18 protein-coding genes are annotated in these 19,777 nt (G+C 63.6%); 10 read left to right on the forward strand and 8 right to left on the reverse strand.

The genetic code is table 11. The annotated features are described in order from the left end of the window. The 9 genes from AYJ54_RS01865 to AYJ54_RS01905 all read left to right on the forward strand — a co-directional run. Positions 1 to 147, forward strand: a 147-nt coding sequence (locus AYJ54_RS01865) for an ABC transporter ATP-binding protein C-terminal domain-containing protein (protein WP_488226328.1), incomplete at its 5' end; no start/stop codon positions are given. Next, positions 144 to 857, forward strand: coding sequence for an ABC transporter ATP-binding protein (locus tag AYJ54_RS01870; RefSeq protein ID WP_063696176.1), 714 nt, complete (start codon positions 144 to 146; stop codon positions 855 to 857). The genes AYJ54_RS01865 and AYJ54_RS01870, both read left to right, overlap by 4 nt. Before the next feature lie 11 nt (positions 858 to 868). Further along, positions 869 to 1,747, forward strand: coding sequence for a branched-chain amino acid ABC transporter permease (locus AYJ54_RS01875; RefSeq protein WP_063696177.1), 879 nt, complete (start codon positions 869 to 871; stop codon positions 1,745 to 1,747). A gap of 2 nt (positions 1,748 to 1,749) precedes the next feature. Further along, positions 1,750 to 2,769, forward strand: a complete 1,020-nt coding sequence (locus tag AYJ54_RS01880; protein ID WP_063696178.1) for a branched-chain amino acid ABC transporter permease — start codon at positions 1,750 to 1,752, stop codon at positions 2,767 to 2,769. A 25-nt stretch (positions 2,770 to 2,794) separates the two neighbouring features. Beyond that, positions 2,795 to 4,030 (forward strand): ABC transporter substrate-binding protein, encoded by a 1,236-nt coding sequence (locus AYJ54_RS01885; RefSeq protein WP_201724110.1) that lies wholly within the window; start codon positions 2,795 to 2,797, stop codon positions 4,028 to 4,030. Positions 4,031 to 4,148: 118 nt separating this feature from the next. After that, positions 4,149 to 5,417, forward strand: a complete 1,269-nt coding sequence (locus AYJ54_RS01890; protein ID WP_063696180.1) for an ABC transporter substrate-binding protein — start codon at positions 4,149 to 4,151, stop codon at positions 5,415 to 5,417. Positions 5,418 to 5,750: 333 nt separating this feature from the next. Then, positions 5,751 to 6,980: an ABC transporter substrate-binding protein gene (locus AYJ54_RS01895; RefSeq protein WP_063696210.1), complete on the forward strand. Its 1,230-nt coding sequence runs from the start codon at positions 5,751 to 5,753 to the stop codon at positions 6,978 to 6,980. Positions 6,981 to 7,146: 166 nt separating this feature from the next. After that, entirely contained in the window at positions 7,147 to 8,376 is a 1,230-nt protein-coding gene (locus tag AYJ54_RS01900; protein WP_063696181.1) for an ABC transporter substrate-binding protein, read from the forward strand. Between the two features lie 378 nt (positions 8,377 to 8,754). Continuing rightward, entirely contained in the window at positions 8,755 to 10,038 is a 1,284-nt protein-coding gene (locus tag AYJ54_RS01905) for a glycerate kinase type-2 family protein (RefSeq protein WP_063696182.1), read from the forward strand. A gap of 218 nt (positions 10,039 to 10,256) precedes the next feature. Here AYJ54_RS01905 and AYJ54_RS01910 read toward each other — a convergent pair whose 3' ends face one another. From AYJ54_RS01910 to AYJ54_RS01945, 8 genes are all read right to left on the reverse strand, one after another. Next, positions 10,257 to 10,781, reverse strand: a complete 525-nt coding sequence (locus AYJ54_RS01910) for an NADH-quinone oxidoreductase subunit B family protein (RefSeq protein WP_063696183.1) — start codon at positions 10,779 to 10,781, stop codon at positions 10,257 to 10,259. Between the two features lie 3 nt (positions 10,782 to 10,784). Continuing rightward, a complete protein-coding gene (locus AYJ54_RS01915; protein ID WP_063696184.1) occupies positions 10,785 to 12,293 on the reverse strand; it encodes a hydrogenase large subunit in 1,509 nt (502 codons plus the stop codon). A 3-nt stretch (positions 12,294 to 12,296) separates the two neighbouring features. Further along, positions 12,297 to 13,736, reverse strand: a complete 1,440-nt coding sequence (locus AYJ54_RS01920) for a hydrogenase 4 subunit F (protein WP_063696185.1) — start codon at positions 13,734 to 13,736, stop codon at positions 12,297 to 12,299. After that, positions 13,733 to 14,395: a hypothetical protein gene (locus AYJ54_RS01925; protein ID WP_063696186.1), complete on the reverse strand. Its 663-nt coding sequence runs from the start codon at positions 14,393 to 14,395 to the stop codon at positions 13,733 to 13,735. Before AYJ54_RS01925 ends, AYJ54_RS01920 begins: the two co-directional genes overlap by 4 nt. Before the next feature lie 3 nt (positions 14,396 to 14,398). Then, positions 14,399 to 15,355: a respiratory chain complex I subunit 1 family protein gene (locus tag AYJ54_RS01930; protein ID WP_063696187.1), complete on the reverse strand. Its 957-nt coding sequence runs from the start codon at positions 15,353 to 15,355 to the stop codon at positions 14,399 to 14,401. Next, positions 15,352 to 17,352 carry a hydrogenase 4 subunit B gene (gene hyfB / locus AYJ54_RS01935; protein ID WP_063696188.1) on the reverse strand — a complete coding sequence of 667 codons (2,001 nt, stop codon included), beginning with the start codon at positions 17,350 to 17,352 and terminating at the stop codon, positions 15,352 to 15,354. Before hyfB ends, AYJ54_RS01930 begins: the two co-directional genes overlap by 4 nt. Positions 17,353 to 17,389: 37 nt before the next feature. Beyond that, complete coding sequence (locus AYJ54_RS01940; protein WP_063696189.1) at positions 17,390 to 17,659, reverse strand: helix-turn-helix domain-containing protein; 270 nt, start codon at positions 17,657 to 17,659, stop codon at positions 17,390 to 17,392. A 376-nt stretch (positions 17,660 to 18,035) separates the two neighbouring features. Further along, entirely contained in the window at positions 18,036 to 18,557 is a 522-nt protein-coding gene (locus AYJ54_RS01945; protein ID WP_063696190.1) for a MarR family winged helix-turn-helix transcriptional regulator, read from the reverse strand. A 176-nt stretch (positions 18,558 to 18,733) separates the two neighbouring features. Between AYJ54_RS01945 and AYJ54_RS01950 the strand changes: the two genes are divergently transcribed. Further along, on the forward strand, positions 18,734 to 19,774 hold the full coding sequence (locus AYJ54_RS01950) for a branched-chain amino acid ABC transporter permease (RefSeq protein ID WP_063696191.1): 1,041 nt from the start codon (positions 18,734 to 18,736) through the stop codon (positions 19,772 to 19,774). The last annotated feature ends 3 nt before the right edge of the window (positions 19,775 to 19,777 follow it).

Consider the following 19,777-nt stretch of genomic DNA (forward strand, 5'->3'; position numbering starts at 1 on the left):
GTCGAGCACCACATGGGCCTCGTGATGTCGATCGCCGATCACGTCGTCGCCTTGAACTTCGGCAAGAAGCTCGCGGAAGGCACGCCTGCCCAGGTGCAGGCGGATCCCGACGTCATCAAGGCCTATCTCGGGAGCAAGGACCAATGACGACGCTGCTTAACGTCAAGGACCTGCGCGCCTATTACGGCCAGGTCCAGGCGCTCCACGGCCTGTCCTTCTCGCTCAACGAGGGCTCGCTGACGACGCTGCTCGGGGCCAACGGTGCCGGCAAGACCACGACGCTGCGCGCGATCTGCAACATGGTGCGCTCCACCGGTGCGATCGAGTTCGACGGCAAGCCGCTGAACAACCGCTCGACGGAAAGCATCGTGCGATTCGGCATCGCCCACGTCCCGCAGGGGCGCGGCACCTTCACCAACATGACGGTGGAGGAAAACCTCCAGTTGGGGGCCATCACCCGCAAGGACAATACCGGCATCGTCTCGGACATCGAGCGCATGTACGCGCATTTCCCGGTGCTGAAGCAGCGCCACACCCAGCAGGCCGGCACGCTGTCCGGCGGCGAACAGCAGATGCTGGCAGTCGCGCGCGCGCTGATGCTGCGGCCGCGGCTGATGCTCCTGGACGAACCTTCCTTCGGGCTCGCGCCGCTGGTCGTGCGCGACCTGTTCAGGATCCTCGGCAAGATCAACCGCGAGGACAAGGTGTCGATCCTGGTGGTCGAGCAGAACGCGCAGCTCGCGCTCGAGCTCGCCGACCAGGCCTATGTGATCGAGACCGGCCGCATCGTGATGTCGGGAAATGCCAAGGACATCGCGAACAACGAAGAAATCCGCAAATCCTACCTGGGTTACTGAGGAGCGGCACGATGGAGCTATTCACCAACCAGGTGCTGGCCGGGATTGCCACCGGCGCGATCTACGCCTGCATGGCGCTCGCCGTGGTGATGATCTACCAGGCGATCGACCATCTCAACTTCGCGCAAGGCGAGATGGCGATGTTCTCGACCTTCATCTCCTGGCAGCTGATGCAATGGGGCGTGCCGTACTGGGCCGCCTTCGTCATCACGCTGGCGCTCTCCTTCGTCGGCGGCATCGCGATCGAGCGCATCCTGTTCAAGCCGCTCGCCAAGGCGCCGGTGCTGACCAACGTCGCCGGCTTCATCGCCCTGTTCGCGATCATCAACTCCTCGGCCGGCCTGATCTGGGACTTCACCATCAAGCAGTATCCGACCCCGTTCGGCTCGGCGCCGTTCCTCGGCAGCCAGCTGATCTCGACCCACCAGGCCGGCATGATCGGCGTCACCCTGCTGCTGCTGGTCGGGCTCTACTTCTTCTTCCAGTACACGCGCATCGGTCTTGCGATGCGGGCCGCGGCCTCGCTGCCTGAATCGGCCCGTCTCGTCGGCATCAACACCAGCTGGATGATCGCGCTCGGCTGGGGCATGGCGGCGGCGATCGGCTCGATCGCCGGCATGCTGATCGCGCCCGTCGTGTTCCTCGAGCCCAACATGATGGGCGGCGTCCTGATCTACGGCTTCGCCGCCGCGGTGCTCGGCGGATTGTCGAGCCCGTTCGGCGCCGTGGTCGGCGGCTTCCTCGTCGGCATCTTCGAGAACCTCGCCGGCACCTACATCCCCGGCGTCGGCAATGAGCTGAAACTCCCGATCGCGCTCGCGCTGATCATCTCCGTCCTGGTCGTCAAACCCGCTGGTCTGTTCGGCCGGCACATCGTCAAGCGAGTTTGATCATGAGCGCTGCAGAAGAAGTCGTTGCAGAAGGCCACCAGGCGGTCGAGGCCGTTCCGAAGCGAGCCATGACGCTGGGCACCGGCACCTCGCTGGCGGTGCTCGCGGTGCTGCTCGTCGCACCCGTCTTCGTCAAGAACTTCATCATCTTCCAGATGACGATGCTCCTGATCTACGGGCTCGCGGTGCTGGCGCTGAACATCCTCACCGGCGGCTCGGGCCAGTTCTCGCTGGGCCAGAGCGCGTTCTACGCCGTCGGGGCCTACACCACCGCGGTGCTGATGGAGCACTTCAACGTCAACTACGCGCTGACGCTGCCGATCGCCGGCGTGGTCTGCTTCGCCTTCGGCTTCCTGTTCGGCCAGCCGGCGCTGCGGCTCTCCGGCGTCTATCTCGCGCTTGCGACCTTCGCGCTTGCTACCGCCATGCCGCAGCTGCTTAAGCTCAACTTCCTCGAGCACTGGACCGGCGGCGTGCAGGGCCTCGTCGTCACCAAACCGGACGCGCCGTTCGGCCTGCCGATCTCGCAGGACATGTGGCTCTACTACTTCACGCTCGTCGTCACGATCGCGATCTACATTTTCTCGGTGAACCTCTTGCGCTCCCGCTCGGGCCGCGCCTTCATGGCGATCCGCGACAACGAGATCGCAGCCTCCGCAATGGGCGTCGACGTCGCGCTGTACAAGACGCTGGCCTTCGGTGTATCGGCCGCCATCACCGGCATCGCCGGCTCGCTCGGCGCCATCGCGGTGCAGTTCGTCGCGCCCGACAGCTACACCATCACGCTCGCGATCTCGCTGTTCCTCGGCATGGTCGTCGGCGGCGTCGGCTGGCTGCCCGGCTCGATCGTGGGTGCCGCCTTCATCATCTTCGTGCCGAACATCGCGGAGGGCATCTCCAAAGGCCTCTCCGGCGCCGTGTTCGGCGTGCTCTTGTTCCTCGTGATCTACCTCGTGCCGCACGGCGCAAGGCAGATTGCGATCGTGGGCCAGCAACTCGCCGGCAAGCTCAGAAAAAACTGAAATCATCTCAATGAAGGAGACCAAATTGGTTCTTGGAAGAACACTGCGAACCGCCGCGCTGGTCACGGCAACGGCGGTCATCACTTTTGCCTCTGGCGCAGCACTCGCCCAAAAGAAATACGACACCGGCGCTTCGGACACCGAGATCAAGATCGGCAACATCATGCCGTACAGCGGTCCGGCATCGGCCTATGGCATCATCGGCAAGACCGAAGAAGCCTATTTCAAGATGATCAACGACAAGGGCGGCATCAACGGCCGCAAGGTCAATTTCGTCACCTATGACGACGCCTATTCGCCGCCGAAGGCCGTCGAGCAGGTCCGCAAGCTCGTCGAGAGCGACGAGGTGCTGACCGTGTACAATCCGCTCGGCACGCCCTCGAACACCGCGATCCAGAAATACCTGAACGCGAAGAAGATCCCGCAGCTGTTCGTCGCGACCGGTGCCACCAAGTGGAACGACCCGAAGAACTTCCCCTGGACCATGGGCTGGCAGCCTTCGTACCAGAGCGAGGCGCAGATCTACGCGAAATGGCTGATGAAGGAGAAGCCGGACGCCAAGATCGCGATCCTCTATCAGAACGACGATTTCGGCAAAGACTACCTCAAGGGCACCAAGGACGGACTCGGTGCCAAGGCCTCGTCCATGATCATGATGGAAGAGAGCTATGAGGTGTCCGAGCCGTCGATCGACGGTCATATCGTCAAGATCAAGGCCGCCAATCCCGACGTGCTTCTGATCTATGCGACGCCGAAGTTCGCTGCCCAGACCATCAAGAAGACCGCCGAGCTCGGCTGGAAGCCGCTCCAGATCCTCACCAACGTGTCGATCTCGGTCGGCAGCGTGATGAAGCCGGCCGGCTTCGAGAACGGGCAGGGCGTGCTATCGGCAGCCTACGCCAAGGACTCCACGGATCCTCAGTGGACCAACGATTCCGGCATGAAGAAGTGGAACGAGTTCGTCGACAAGTACATGCCGGGCGCCGACAAGACCGACACCGCCATGGTCTATGGCTATGGTGCAGCGCAGACGCTGGCCAAGGTCCTGGAAATGTGCGGTGACGATCTCACCCGCGCCAACCTCATGAAGCAGGCAGCTTCGTTGAAGGATTTTGCACCGGACACCCTGCTGCCCGGCGTCAAGATCAACACCAGCGCGACCGACTTCGCGCCGATTTCCCAGCTCCAGATGCAGCGGTTCAAGGGCGAGAAATGGGAACTCTTCGGCGAGATCATCAGCGGCGACGTCGCCTCCGAATGACACGCTGACGGCGGAGACCGGCCTTCGAAAACCCCCGCGAGCCATCGCGAGGGCTTTTTGTTGACGTCGGGCGTCAATCTTGTTCAATGCAGCCCGATCCAACCGGGGTAGGAGAGCAATGACTGCCGTTCATCTTCAGATTGCGGCCCTTTCGGCCGTAGTCGCGTTGTGCACTGCAATGTGCGGCCCGGCACTGGCGCAAAAGAAATACGACAGTGGCGCCTCCGACACCGAGATCAAGATCGGCAACATCATGCCCTATAGCGGTCCCGCGTCGGCCTATGGCGTGATCGGCAAGACCGAGCAGGCCTATTTCAACAAGGTCAATGCCGAGGGCGGTATCAACGGCCGCAAGATCAAATTCATCTCCTACGACGACGCCTATTCGCCGCCGAAGACGGTGGAGCAGGCGCGCAAGCTGGTCGAGGGCGACGAAGTGCTGCTGATCTTCGGCTCGCTCGGCACCTCCACCAACAGCGCCATCCGCAAATACATGAACGAGAAGAAGGTGCCGCAATTGTTCGTGGCGAGCGGCGCTTCGAAATGGAACGATCCCAAGCAATACCCCTGGACCATGGGTTGGCAGCCGAGCTACGCGAGCGAGGCACACATCTATGCCAAGTACATCATGAAGGAGAAGCCGGACGCCAAGATCGGCGTGCTCTACCAGAACGACGATTTCGGCAAGGACTATCTGAAGGGACTGAAGGAGGGCCTCGGACCCAAGGCGTCGATGATCGTGCTGGAGGAAGGTTACGACACTTCGGAGCCGGCGATCGACGAGCATGTCGTCAAGTTGAAGGCCGCTGGCGCCGACGTCTTCATCAGCATCAGCACGCCGAAATTCGCGGCACAGGCGATCAAGAAAGCGGCCGAGATCAACTGGCGCCCGATGCACATCATCTCCAACGTCTCGGCGTCGGTCGGCGGCGTGCTCGAGCCGGCGGGCCTCGAGATATCACAGGGCATCCTGTCTGCGACCTACACCAAGGACGGCTCCGATCCGCAGTGGAACGCCGATGACGGCATGAAGAAGTTCTATAACTTCCTCGCGCAATATGATCCGAAGGCGAACAAGCTCGATGCGGGCGTCGTGTTCGGCTACGCCGCGGCGCAGACCATGGTGAAGGTGCTTCAGATGTGCGGCGACGAGCTGACGCGCGAGAACATCATGAAGCAGGCAGCGAGCCTGAAGGATTTCGAACCCGATACGCTTCTGCCCGGCATCAAGATCAACACTGCGCCGGACAATTTCGCCCCGATCGAGCAGCTCCAGATGATGCGGTTCAAGGGCAAGGGGTGGGAGCTCTTCGGCGACGTCATTTCCAGCGAGCTCAGTAACCAGGATCCTGCGGGTCTCGCAATCAGAAATCGACGCGAGCGATGACGTCAACTTGCACTGATCCCGCCTTCAGCCGCGCCAATCTCCAGGCGCGGCAGAGAATTCATCGCTGCCTGAAAGGCTTGCTGCAAGGCAAGGACTGAGCCCGCTGCGGCGGCATTGCCGTCACCCGTGACTTCGACACGCCTGACAAGGGCGTCGCAACGCCTTCGACTTCGCTCACCCCCATTCGACTAAAGGCGGGTTCTGGGTATCACCTTCTCACGGGGCCGTCGCTTGCTGGCGATCCGGGAAGAGCATTGAATGTGCGCGAAGCCGACAAAGAGCTTCCGATCAGCAAACAGCGACACATTCAACCGGATCCAAGGGAGGATCAACATGCATTCCATCCACATGCGGAGGGGAGTCTTTTCGGCTGCCCTCGTGCTGGCCGTGACGCTGTCCACGGCGGCATTTGCCCAGAAGAAGTACGACACCGGCGCGACCGATACCGAGATCAAGATCGGCAACATCATGCCCTATAGCGGTCCCGCGTCCGCTTACGGCGTGATCGGCAAGACCGAAGAAGCCTACTTCCGCAAGATCAATGCCGAAGGCGGCATCAACGGCCGCAAGATCACCTTCATCAGCTATGACGACGCCTACTCGCCGCCGAAGACGGTCGAGCAGGCGCGCAAGCTCGTCGAGAGCGACGAGGTGCTCTTGATCTTCCAATCGCTCGGCACGCCGCCGAACTCGGCGATCCAGAAATACATGAACTCGAAGAAGGTGCCCCAGCTCTTTGTCGCCACCGGCGCCACCAAGTGGGATGATCCCAAGAATTTCCCGTGGACCATGGGTTGGCAGCCGAACTACCAGACTGAATCCCGCATCTATGCAAAATACATTCTGAAAGAAAGGCCGAACGCCAAGATCGCAATCCTCTATCAGAATGACGACTACGGCAAAGACTATGTCAAGGGACTGAAGGATGGCTTAGGTGCCAAGGCAACGTCCATGATCGTTGCCGAGGAAAGCTACGAGGTGACGCAGCCGACCATCGACTCCAACATCGTTAAGCTCAAGTCGACAGATGCCGACGTATTCTTCAACGTCACCACACCGAAATTCGCCGCCCAGACGATCAAGAAGATGAACGAGATCGGCTGGAAACCAATGCACTTCCTTAACAACGTTTCGGTGTCTATCGGCAGCGTCATGAAGCCGGCCGGCTTCGAGGCCTCGCAAGGCATCATCTCCTCGAACTACTACAAGGATCCAACCGATCCACAATGGAAGGACGATCCGGCGATGAAGGCCTGGAATGCGTTCCTCGACAAGTACTATCCCGAAGCCAACCGCACGGATTCGGCGGTGATGTACGGCTACATCGTGGCCCAAGGCCTCGTGCACGTATTGAAGGCATGCGGCGACGACCTCACGCGCGTCAACGTCATGAAGCAGGCAGCTAACATCAAAGATTTCGAACCCGGCGGCCTGCTGCCGGGCGTCAAGGCCAATACCAGCGCCACCGACTTTGCTCCGCTTTCCCAGTTGCAGCTCATGCGCTTCAAGGGCGAAAGCTGGGAGCTGTTCGGCGACGTCCTCAGTGGTGACGTCAGCGGCTAAGGAGCAATCCGGCCAGCCACTGACTACTAAAGAAGCAGCCCCTGCGACCTCCTCGCAGGGGCTTTTTCTTGATGCTGCAACGCAAATCGTATTCAATCGCCGCCGCGTCGCCAACAAGCTCAAAAGAAAATGACGCACACACATCAAGAATAATAGGGAGATTGGAATGCCTGCTGTCACCGGCAAACTTGCGGCCGCCTCCATCGCGCTCGCAGTCTTCGCGACCTCGACCAGTGCCGCGCTCGCGCAGAAGAAATACGATACCGGCGCGACCGATACCGAGATCAAGATCGGCAACATCATGCCCTACAGCGGACCGGCTTCCGCCTACGGCATCATCGGCCGGACCGAAGCCGCCTATTTCAAGAAGGTCAACGAGGAAGGCGGCATCAACGGCCGCAAGATCAACTACATCAGCTACGACGATGCCTATTCGCCGCCGAAGACGGTGGAGCAGGCTCGCAAGCTGGTCGAGAGCGACGAGGTGCTGTTCATCTTCAATTCGCTCGGCACGCCGCCGAACTCGGCGATCCATAAATACATGAACTCCAAGAAGGTGCCGCAGCTCTTCGTCGCGACCGGCGCCACCAAGTGGAACGATCCGCAGAACTTCCCCTGGACGATGGGCTGGCAGCCCAACTATCAGAGCGAGACGCAGATCTATGCGAAGTGGCTGCTCAAGAACAAGCCGGACGCCAGGATCGCCGTGCTCTACCAGAACGATGATTACGGCAAGGACTATCTGAAGGGTCTCAAGGATGGCCTCGGCTCCAAGGCGTCCTCGATGATCGTCGCGGAGGAGAGCTACGAGACCTCCGAGCCGACCATCGACAACCATATCGTGAAGCTGAAGTCGACCGGCGCCGACGTCTTCATGAACATCACGACGCCGAAATTCGCAGCCCAAGCGATCAAGAAGGTGGCGGAGATCGGCTGGAAGCCGCTGCACTTCCTCAACAACGTCTCGGCCTCCGTCGGCAGCGTGATGAAGCCCGCCGGCTTCGAGAACGGTCAGGACATCATCTCCGCCGACTATCTGAAGGACGTCTCGGATCCCGAATGGGCCAGCGATCCCGGCATGAAGGACTTCCTGGCGTTCATGACCAAGTACTTCCCCGAGGGCGACAAGCTCGATAAGGGCACGATCGTCGGCTACGCCGTGGCGCAGACGCTCGTCCAGGCGCTGAAGCAGTGCGGTGACAATCTCACGCGCGAGAACGTCATGAAGCAGGCGGCAAGCCTGAAGGACTTCCGCACGGAGGCGCTGCTGCCCGGCATCCAGATCAACACGTCTGCGACCGACTTCGCGCCGATCAGCCAGCTCCGGCTCGAGAAGTTCAAGGGCGAGCGGTGGGAGCTGTTCGGTGACGTGATCAGCGCCGACGTCGGCGGCTAGACTTTCTGCGTCACAAGACCCTCATGGTGAGGCGCGCGGAACGCGCGTCTTCGGACGATGCTTTGCGTCGCCGGGCGAACCATGAAGGCCCGGCTCTCGCCCGCGGCCATCCTTCGAGACGCCCGCTTGTCGCGGGCTCCTCGGGATGAGGGTGGGTGCTCATGATGCAGCAACGCTAGCGGTCTGAAAGACCAAGGCTGGAAGCCCTCTGCGGATATCCGCAGGGGCTTTCAGTCGCTTGCGGATTATCATCACGCGATTGCACAATCGAATGATCGCAAAGCCTGCTTACGCTTTCCCGCATGATGCGCTAGGCAGGTGGGTGGTGAGCGGCATCGCGCACTCGCCGATCACTCCAGTCCGCCGAAGGCCTTGCCAATGACCGACCGACGTCCCCTTCTCCGCGCGCTCTATGACGCTGCCGTTGCCGCCGCCCATCCCGATGTGGTGCTGGCGCCGCATCTGCGGCCCGTCCCCAGGGGGCGCGTGATCTGCCTCGCCGCCGGCAAGGGTGCGGGCGCCATGGCCGCCGCCGCGGAGCGGCATTATCTCGACACGCTTGGGTTGGCGCCGGAGCGGCTGGTCGGCATCGCCACCACCCGCCACGGCTACGGCGTGCCGACGCGCCGCATTCGTGTGGTCGAGGCCGGCCATCCCGTACCTGACGAGGCCGGCCTGAAGGGCGCGGCCGATACGCTGGCACTCGCGGCGCAGGCGGGCCCCGACGATCTTCTTCTGGTGCTGCTCACCGGCGGCGGCTCGGCGAACTGGATCGCGCCGGTGGAGGGGATCAGCTTCGCGCAGAAGCAGGCGGTCAACAAGGCGCTGTTGCGCTCGGGGGCGCCGATCGGCGAGGTCAACACCGTGCGCAAGCATCTGTCGCGGATCAAGGGCGGACGGCTCGCGCGCGCCGGCCGGAACGCCGCCGAGATCGTGACGCTCGCGATCTCCGACGTGCCGCATGACGAGCCCTCCGCGATCGCCTCCGGCCCCACGGTGCCCGATCCGACCGCGCTTGCGGATGCGCGCGCCATCGTGGCGAAGTACGGACTCGCGATCGACGACGCCGTGCGCCGCGCGCTCGAGGATGACAGCAACGAAAGCTGCAAGCCGGGTGACGCCGCTTTCGCGCGCGCACATTTCGAGCTGATCGCGCGCCCGAAGCAATCGCTCGACGCCGCGGTGAAGCTCGCGAAGGACGCCGGCTACGAGACGATCGATCTCGGCGCCGATCTCGAAGGCGAGGCACGCGAGGTCTCGGCCGATCACGCAAGACTCGCGCTGCAGGCCCGCGCGGCCGGCAAGCGTGTCGCGATCCTCTCCGGCGGCGAGCTCACAGTGACCGTGCGCGGCAATGGTCGCGGCGGCCCGAACCAGGAATACGCGCTGGCGCTCGCGGGCATCCTGAAAGACACGCCCGATATCGCCGCGCTCGCCGGCGACACCGACGGCGCCGACGGCGGCGCCGGCAATGCCACCGACCCGGCCGGCGCGGTGATCGATGCGACAACATTCGCGAAGATGAAGGCGCAGGGACTCGATCCGCAGGCCTATCTCGACAACAACGATGCCTCCGCCTTCTTTGAGGCAACCGGCGATCTTTTGCTGCCGGGTCCGACGCTGACCAACGTGAACGACATCCGTGTGATCCTGGTGGATTGAGGTCCCCGCCTCTCCACCGTCATGGCCGGGCGGGCCTAACCCCGATGGAGCTGTCATTCCCCGCGAAGGCGGGGAATCCAGTACGCCGCAGCCTCTCCGTATCCCTTCACCGCCTCCGGGATACTGGATCGCCCGCCCAGTGCGCAATTGCGCACAAGGCGGGCGATGACAGAGAGTATGTGGCGATCAGCTCCAACAATCTCGTGCGTGGACGCACCTCACCCTTTTCCGCTGACATGCTCGAGCAGCGCGAGAAGGCCCTTCAACAGGTCCGTCGGAGTCGGCGGGCAGCCCTTGATATGCAGGTCCACCGGCACGACCTCGGAGACGCCGCCGACGCAGGCGTAGCTGCCCTTGAAGATGCCGCCATCGGCGGCGCAGCCGCCGACGGCGACTACCCATTTCGGATCTGGCGTGGCGTTGTACGTGCGCTCCAGCGCCTGCCGCATGTTCTTCGTCACGGGACCCGTGACCAGCAGCACGTCGGCATGGCGCGGCGAGGCGACGAAGCGAAGGCCGAAACGTTCGATGTCGTAGAAGGCGTTGGACAGAGCGTGGATCTCCAGCTCGCAGCCGTTGCAGGACCCGGCATCGACCTGGCGAATGGCAAGAGAACGCCCAAGCCTGGCCTGGGCGGCGCGGTCGACCTTCGTCGCAAGCTCCGCCAGCGCCGAATCGTCCGGCGCCGGCGCGGGCTCCGTCAGCGAACCATGGGTGAGGCTTTCGAGCAGGGTCTTGCGCATGGCTTAGAGGTCCGCGCCCGAATAGGAACAGTTGAACGACTTATTGCAGAGCGGGAAGTCGGCGATGATGTTGCCCTCGATCGCGGTCTCCAGCAGCGGCCACTGGAACCACGAGGCATCGCGCAGATGACAGCGTTGTACGCAGCCTTCGTCATCGAGCCTCAGCCAGGCCAGCACGTCGCCGCGGAACGCTTCCGTCAGCGCCAGGCCTTCGCATGCGCCGCGCCCCGCCGGCGGTGCATTCCTGATCTCGCCCGGCTCCATCAGGTCGAGGATCTGCGCGATCAGCGTGACGCTCTGCTCGACCTCGCGGATGCGGAGCCAGACCCGTGCGTTGACATCGCCGGCTTCCAGCACCGGCACCTCGAACGACAATTGATCGTAGGGCGCGTAAGCAAGCGTGCGTCGGGCATCGAAATCGCGGCCCGAGGCGCGGCCGACATAGCCGCCGGCGCCGAACTGCCGCGCATAGTCCGCTTTCACGATGCCCGTGGTGACGGTGCGGTCCTGCAACGATGCGGTGTTGTCGTAAAGCTCGATCAGGCGCGGGAATACCTTCTCGATTTCCGCAAGCAGCGTTCGCAGCGCCGTGATACCGTCCGGCGCGATGTCGCGTGCCACGCCGCCGGGTACGACGACGTCCATCATCAGGCGATGGCCGAACGCAGCATCCGCAGCGCGCAAGGCCCGCTCGCGCAAAATGCCCGTCTGGGCGTGCATCAGCGCGAACGACGCATCGTTGCAGATCGCGCCGATGTCGCCGAAATGATTGGCGAGCCGCTCCAATTCCGCCATCAGCGCCCGTAAGTACGTCGCGCGCCGCGGCACCTCGATGTCGAGCGCTGCTTCCGCCGCGCGGGCAAAGGCGAAGGCGTAGGCCACCGCACTGTCGCCGGAGGTGCGGTTGGCGAGCTTTGCCGCGGCCTCGAGACTCGCGCCTTGCATCAGGGATTCGATGCCCTTGTGCGTATACCCAAGCCATTGCTCCAGCCGCACCACATGCTCGCCATTGGCGGTGAAGCGGAAATGGCCGGGCTCGATGATCCCGGCATGGACGGGGCCGACCGCCACCTGGTGCAACGCCTCGCCCTCTGCCGGCAGGAACTGGTATGGCCGCACGTCGCGCGATGCGTTGCGGCCGGAGAGCGGATAGGATTTGCCCCAGACATAGTGATCGAGCCAGGGCCGCAGATCGTCAGCGACAGTTGGAACAAGCCCGAACAGATCATGGATGGTCCGCTCCAGCCGAAGCGCCGGCGGATGACGGCGGGCGACGCTTGGAAATGCGCCGGCCGTACACTCGTAGGTGACGACCGCGATCTCGGCCGAGCCTGCATCGAGCATCGCCATATGCACCGCGGCCGGCTCGCCCCAGAAGCCGAGCAGTGTGAGGCCTCCCTCGACCAGTCGATCGATCGCCGCCCGCCAGCCCGCCTCCGTCACGACCGCGCGCGGCCAGGGCCGGTGCGACAGCACCGCACTGACATGGGGGATGCTGTCGAGGATGCCCATCGCCTACCCCAGCAGCTTCGCGACGTTCTGGAAGCCGGTGACCAGCACTGGCGGCAGATAGATGCCGGCCATCAGCACCAATCCGAGGTGCGTGAACATCGGCACGTAGGAGGCTTCCGCGGGCGCGGTCTTGCCTTTGGGCTCGCCGAACATCACCGCGCCGATCCGCAAGAAAAGCCCGCCGAGCGCGATGATGATGCCGAGCACCAGGATCACCGTCAGCCAGGGCGCGCGGGCGAAGGTCGAGCTCACCACCAGGAACTCGCTCATGAAGATGCCGAGCGGCGGCAGGCCGACGATGGCGACGACGCCGAGCATCAGGCCCCAGCCGAGCACCGGGTTGGTCGCCGTGAGCCCGCCAATATCGGCGATCTTTTGCGTGCCCTTGACCTGCGCGATGTGGCCGACCGCAAAGAAGATCGCCGACTTGGTCAGCGAGTGCATGGTCATGTGCAGAAGCCCGGCGAAATTCGCAAGCGGCCCGCCCATGCCGAAAGCGAAGACGATGATGCCCATATGCTCGATCGAGGAATAGGCGAACATGCGCTTGATGTCGCGGCGCCGGTACAGCATCAGCGCGGCGAAGATCACCGAGATCAAGCCCATGGTCACCATCAGCGGACCCGGCGCGATCGCCGCGGAGTTGACCGCGAGCATCATCTTGAAGCGCAGGAGCGCATAGAGCGCGACATTGAGCAACAGGCCGGACAACACCGCCGAGATCGGCGTCGGGCCCTCGGCATGCGCATCCGGCAGCCAGGCGTGCAGCGGTGCGAGGCCGACCTTGGTGCCGTAGCCGAGCAGGAGGAAGACGAAGGCGACGTTGAGCAACGCCGGGTCGAACTCTGCGGCGTGCTTCACCAGCACCGTCCACACCATGCCGTCCAGCCCCTCGCCCACCACGGGGCGCGCCGCCATATAGACCAGGATGGTTCCGAACAGCGCGAGCGCAATGCCGACGCTGCCGAGGATGAAATATTTCCAGGCCGCTTCCAGCGCCTCGTGGGTGCGGTAGATGCCGACCATCAGCACGGTCGTCAGCGTCGCCACTTCGACCGCGACCCACATCAGACCGATATTGTTGGCGACGAGCGCGAGGTTCATCGCGAACATCAGCGTCTGATACATCGCGTGATAGAAGCGCAGGAATGCCGGCGCCAGGCGCCCGATCTCGATTTCGTGCTGAATATAGCTCGCGCTGAACACCGATGTGGTGAAGCTGACGAAGGTGGTCAACACGATGAAGACCTTGTTGAGGTCGTCCACCAGCAGATACTGCCCTGACACCGGTTCGACCACGAAAAGCGAGAGCGAGGTAAGGAAGGTCGCGAGCGCTGCTACCACGTTCAGCTTCGCCGTCAGCCGGTAGCCGGGAAAAATGGCCAGCAGCGCCGCCGAGACGGCCGGGATCAGGAGGATGGCGCTGAGGGCGTCGATGCTCATCGCCGCTCTCCGCGAAAACGATCAAGTGCCTGCACGTCCACGCTGTCAAAACGCTCGCGGATGCGGAACAGGAAGATGCCGATCACGATGAAGGCGATCAGCACCGAGAAGGCGACGCTGATCTCGACCACCAGCGGCATGCCCTTGGCGCCGGTTGCCGCCAGCACCAGACCGTTCTCCAGCGACATGAAGCCGACGACCTGGCTCACGGCGTTGCGCCGCGTAACCATGATCAGGAGCCCCAGCAGCACCACCGACAGCGCGAAGGCAAGATCCTCGCGCGCGAGCGCATCCGCGCCCGGCGTCACCCGCAGCATCACCACCATCGACAGCGCGACGAGGCCGATGCCGGCCATCATGGTCAGCCCGATGCCGATCACGCTCTCGATCTCGCGGTGTATGCCGAGCCGCTTGATGATCCTGTGCAGCGCCACCGGGATGATGACGGCCTTGAAGACCAGCGCGATCAGCGCCGTGACATAGAGATGCGGCGCTTGCTGCACATAGGCCTGCCAGGCCACCGACAGCGCCAGCACGCCGGCATGCACCGCATAGACATTGAGCAGCGCATAGAGCCGGTCCTGGTAGAGCATCATGAAGCTCGCCAGCACGAGGGAGCCGGCAAGCAGATGGGCGATGTCGAATTGCAGGCTGCTCATCTCTTAGAGGCTCCCCGACACGAAGCGCAACAGGGTGGCAAGCAATGCCAGCATCAGCGCCGCGCCCAAGAACTCCGGAATCCGGAATACGCGCATCTTGGCGATCGACGTCTCGAACACCGCGAGCAGGAAGCCAAGCACCGTCAGCTTGCCCAGATAGAGCAGCGCGCCGAAGACGAGCCTCGCAACGCTCGCGTCAGCAGTCGCCGTGCCCCATGGCAGGAACACGCAGGCGATCAGCGAGACATAGAGCAGGAGCTTGAGCTGCGACGACAGATCGATAAGCGCGAGATGCCGCCCCGAATATTCCAGCACCATGGCCTCGTGCACCATGGTGAGCTCGAGATGGGTGGCAGGGTTATCGACGGGGATACGGGCATTCTCCGCCAGCGCCACGATGGTCAGTGCCACGAACGCCATGCCCAGCGACACACGGAGACCGACCGCGTCCGAGCCCATGAACTCGGCCACGTTGGGCAGCTGCGTCGAGCCGGCGATCATCGCAACTGAGAACACCGTGATCAGCATCGCGGGCTCGGCGAGGGAGGCGATCATGACCTCGCGGCTGGAGCCGATGCCGCCGAAGGCGGTGCCGACATCCATGCCGGCGAGCGCCTGGAAGAAACGGGCGCTGCCGAGCAGCGCAATGATGGCGATGAGATCGGCGGTCCCGGAGAACAACAGACCGTTGCCGAAAGTCGGCACCAGCGAGGCGGCGACCCAGGTGCCCGCGAAGATCAGATAGGGAATGACGCGGAACAGCCAGGATGCGTTGTCCGCGAGCACGACGTCCTTGCGCATCAGACGAATGAGGTCGCGATAGGGCTGGAGCAGCGGCGGCCCGCGCCGGCGCAGCAGCCGGGCCTTCACCTTCCGCACGAAACCCGTCAGCAGCGGCGCGAGCCCCAGCACCAGCGACATCTGGGCGCCCTGGGAGAGGATGTCGCGCAGCGCGTTCATAGTGCCACCACCAGCAGCAGCACGATCAGCGCCACGAAGACCAGCGTCAGGTAGCGGCGGATGGTGAGGAACTGCAAGATATTGATGCGGTCCGTCGCAAAGCCGATGGCCTTCGCAATCGGCGCGTACAGCGCATCCCAGATCAGATCGTGCAGTTCGACCCGGAGCCGCGCAGGAAGCGGCGAGGACGGCGGCGGCATCTCGCCGATCTCGCGCGCGGCAAAGATGACGCTGCCGAACACGCGGCGGATCGGCTGCGAGAAGCTGGAGGCCGAGTACTGGATCGCCAGGTTCGGATCGGGATAGCCGCAATCCCAGGCCGGCGCGCGGCGTAAGCGGTCGGAGGCGAGACGGTGAATGGCTGACGCCGCCGCCGTGCCGCAGAGTGCCGCGAACAGGAACACCAGAAGGCCGTTATAGGAGCTGCGGCTTTCCGCGATCGGCACGATGGTGAGCCACTGCAATCCGACCTGATGCGGCATAATGTTGCCGACCATGTCCTTGCTCACCGGCGCCAGCGCATCGATGAACAGAGCGGGCAGGATGCCGGCAACAAGGCAGAAGGCGGCAAGCACGAGCATCGCGGTCAGCGAGAAGCGGTCGGTCTCGCGCGCTGATGCCGCGACATCCGAACGCGGCCGGCCGAGGAAGCTGATGCCATAAAGCTTGACGAAGCAGGCCGCGGCAAAGGCGGCCGCGAGCGCCAGCAAACCGCCGACCGCCGGAATGATCAGCTTAAGGCCCCAGGAGGGCAGTTGCGGTGAGAGCAGGATGGCCTGGAAGGTCAGCCATTCCGAAACGAAGCCGTTGAACGGCGGCAGCGCCGAGATCGCGACGCAGCCGACCAGCACCGCAAATGCCGTCTTCGGCATGCGATGGATCAGCCCGCCGAGCTTCTCCATGTCACGCTCGCCGGTTGCTGCCAGCACCGCGCCGGCGCCGAAGAACAACAGACTCTTGAACAGCGCATGATTGAAGACGTGCAGCATCGCTGCGGTGAAAGCGAGCGCCGCCACCCAGTCGAGCCCTTCCGCCTTGAAAGCCAGCGCCAGCCCGAGGCCGGTGAAGATGATGCCGATATTCTCAATCGTTGAATAAGCGAGCACCCGCTTGATGTCGCGCTGCATCAGCGCATAGAGCACGCCGAGCGTCGCCGTTGGACCGCCGACCAGCAGCACCACCATGCTCCACCACCACACCGGTTCGGGCAGAAGATCAAAGACGATGCGCACGAAGCCGTAGACGGCGACCTTGGTCATGACGCCGCTCATGAGGCCGGAGACGTGGCTGGGTGCGGCGGGATGGGCGAGCGGCAGCCAGGCGTGCAGCGGCACGAGGCCGGCCTTGGAGCCGGCGCCCAGCAGCACGAGGATCACCACCATGCCGGTCAGCGCAGCGGAAGGATGCGAGGCTCGGATCGCATCGAAATCGTAACCGGCGCCGCTCGCGAGCAGGCCGAAGGCGAGCAGCAGCGCCAGCGTGCCGAAACTTGCCATCAGAAGGTAGACATAGCCGGCGCGGACATTCTCGGCCTCCCGGTGATGCGACACCACCAGCGCCCAGGAGGTGAGCGACATGAATTCCCAGGCGACCAGGAAGCTGAAGGCATCGTTTGCCAGCACGACGACGTTCATCCCCGCGAGATAGGCCGGATAGAACGGCAGCACGCGGCCGGGGGAGTCCTCGTGCTGGCCGTAGCCGAGCGCGAACAGGCTCGCAGCGGCGCCGCCGAGATTGACGACGACGAGGAAGAAGGCGGACAGCGCATCGAGCCGGAAATGGGCACCAAGCCAGGGCAGGCCGATCGGCAGTGTCGCACTCGGCGCCAGATGAGGGAAATAGAGCAGATCGGACAGCGCCGTGACACATAGCGTCGATGTGGCGATCAGACATCCGCCGTAAAGGATGATCGAGCCGCGCGGGCGTGTCGACAGCACGATTCCCGCAGGCACCAGCGCCAGCAGAGCCGCCACCGACCATAGCGCGACCGCGATCATGGCCGCTCCTCGATCATGATTTGCGCGCGCGTCATCGCTATAGGCCGCCTACGCTCGGGGGTGGAGACTTCAGCCGCACACCGCGGCCCCCGGCGCTCGACGCCGCCCCCTCGGCGATCAACTCGATGCCGGCAACCGACAGCGCGTCGACCAGTTTCATCAGGGAATCGACATTGCCGCGGATCACGCCTTCAGACGCCTCCATGCGCTGGATCGTCGGCAGCGACAGCGAGCAGCGCTGCGCCAGCTCCCGCTGGTCAATCCCCAGCAAGGCCCGGGCGGCCCGAAGCTGCGCGGCGGTGATCACGGGGCGGAATGTCCGTGGCAGTTACAGCGACTAATTTAGCAAGGTTAGGGCATGCAAAATGATGTTTCAAGCATCATTTTATATATGCGGTGCATCATTCGGTGTCAGCTTCGCCGTCATGGCCGGGCATAGCCGTCCGAAGGACGGCGTCGCTTCCGCTCGCCTATGTCCCGGCCATCCCAGGCGCCTATCCCGTCGCACGCGGAGCTTTCGGAGAAACGCGGATGCCCGGGACATCTGCGCGAAGACGCGCTTCGCGCTTTTGCCCGGGCATGACGACCTCAATTTAGGATTGAGCGTGCAATACGCCGCGAGATCCCGGGTTCGATGCCGAGCCTGTCATCGGGCCGGCCATGGGCCCGAATGACGAGATCGCTTAAAACTCCTTGGCGATCTTCGAGAGCATCGCGATCAGGGCCTCGCGGTTGGTGGTCCCGAGCAGGTCGTTCAGCCGTGCCTCGTGCTTGGTGGCGACGAGCTTCTTGGCGCGGGCCAGCACCGCCTTGCCCTTGTCGGTCAGCACCAGGATGTGCGAGCGGCGATCGTTGGTGGAGCGGATCCGCGAGCACAGGTCGCGGCTCTCGAGATTGTCCAGCATGGCCACGAAATTCGGGCGGAGGATGCCGAGGGTGGAGGCGATCTCGGTCTGATTGCGCCCCGGATTCTTCTCGACCAGCAGCAGCACCGAGAATTGCGCCGGCGTGAGCTGGAGCGAGGCGACGCAGCGCAGGAAGTTCTCGAACACCTTGAGCTGGGCGCGCTTCAGCACGTAGCCGAGCTGTTCGGAGAGCTCGCCGAGCTGGAGGGTCTCGGGGGGCGCCTCAGGCGCGTCCTTGCGGGCCTTCGTCGCCTCCGCAGTTTTTTCAGCTGATTTTTCAGCGGTTTTGGAAACGGTCATCGCCTCGTGCTCGAAATCCCGCTAAATTCGGGACGGATCGCCCGCCGCCCTTGAGATTATATTTGATAATTGTTATGGATCATATCAAATATCGTCAGCGTTTTTCAATGGCTGTGAGCGGACCGTCCACCGCAATCGGGGGGCCGGGTCCGGATCTTTAGGGGGAGCGTCCGGTCTTGAACACCACCATCCTGCTGTTCCTGGTGCAGGACGGCATCACCAATGGCGCGATCTATGCGCTGCTCGGATTGGCGCTGGTGCTGGTGTTCGCCGTCACCCGTGTCATCCTGATCCCGCAGGGCGAATTCGTCACCTATGGCGCGCTGACCTATGCCTCGCTGGCCTCCGGCCAGATGCCGGGCACGGCCAAGCTCGCGCTCGCCATGGGCATCGTCGCCTTCGCGTTCGACCTCGTCGCGGCGCGCAAGGCGCTGCATGGGCGGCTGATTGCGCGGAGCTTTCTCACCAACATCGTGCTGCCGGGGATCGTGCTGGCGGTCACCCTGTATTTCGCCGGCCAGAAGCCGCCGGTCGCGGTCTCTATGGCGCTGTCGCTGGTGATCGTCGCGCTGATCGGCCTGTCGCTCTATCGCATCGTGTTCCAGCCGCTCGCCCACACCTCCGTGCTGGTGCTGCTGATCGCCTCGGTCGGCGTCCATCTGGCGCTTCAGGGATTGGGTCTCTTGTTCTTCGGTGCCGAAGGCCAGCGCGGACCCGCCGTGCTGTCGACCGCGTTCACCGCAGGCTCGCTGCGCTTCACCGGACAAAGCATCACGGTCTACGGCATCACCATCGCCTTCATCGTCGGCCTGTGGCTGTTCTTCGGCCTGACGCTCTACGGCAAGGCGCTGCGCGCGACCGCCGTCAACCGGCTCGGTGCGCGCCTTGCCGGCATCCGCACGACGCTGTCGGGGCAGATCGCGTTCCTGCTGGCGTCCGTCATCGGCGCGCTCTCGGGCATACTTATCGTTCCCATTACAACCCTCTACTACGACAGCGGCTTCCTGATCGGCCTGAAAGGCTTCGTCGCCGCGATCATCGGCGGCCTCGTCAGCTATCCTCTCACCGCGGCCGCAGCCCTCGTGGTCGGCCTCGTCGAGGCGTTCTCGTCCTTCTATGCGAGCAACTACAAGGAGGTCATCGTCTTCATGCTCTTGATCCCCGTGCTGCTGCTGCGTTCGTTCGCAGCCCCCGCGGTCGAGGAAGAGAAGGACTGACGC

This window comes from Bradyrhizobium centrolobii, assembly GCF_001641635.1.
Lineage (GTDB): Bacteria > Pseudomonadota > Alphaproteobacteria > Rhizobiales > Xanthobacteraceae > Bradyrhizobium > Bradyrhizobium centrolobii.